Source organism: Campylobacter sp. W0014 (assembly GCF_020135975.1).
Lineage (GTDB): Bacteria > Campylobacterota > Campylobacteria > Campylobacterales > Campylobacteraceae > Campylobacter_D.
Window position 1 is genome coordinate 1 of record NZ_JACHTR010000116.1, and the last position, 341, is coordinate 341.

The following is a 341-nucleotide window of genomic DNA, read 5'->3' on the forward strand; positions in this document are numbered from 1 at the left end:
AGGGAATTTTAGAAATTATTACTAATCGACTAAAAATTGACTATAATAAAGTTCCCTTAAGTATAAATAAATACGCAAATCTAGGAGCAGCTTCTATTCCTGCAACCTTATGTGATACTATCAATTCTTATGAATTTCCATTGCAAAAAACTTTAAAAATTGTTTTAGGTGGCTTTGGGGCGGGACTTAGTTGGGCAAATGCCCTTATGACTTTAGATACTGATTTTATATGTAAAAAAGTTCAAATTTATCAAAAGGAGAAAATCTTATAATGACAATATGTTATAAAACTGATTGGCAAATTTTGATAATGTATAATATATGGGGGGGGGATATATAAT

At 29.0% G+C, this 341-nt stretch carries 1 protein-coding gene; it reads left to right on the forward strand.

The window, feature by feature from the left end:
- On the forward strand, nt 1-272 hold a 272-nt coding region (locus tag H2277_RS09210), incomplete at its 5' end, for a 3-oxoacyl-[acyl-carrier-protein] synthase III C-terminal domain-containing protein (RefSeq protein WP_337201987.1).
- Nucleotides 273-341 lie beyond the last annotated feature (69 nt).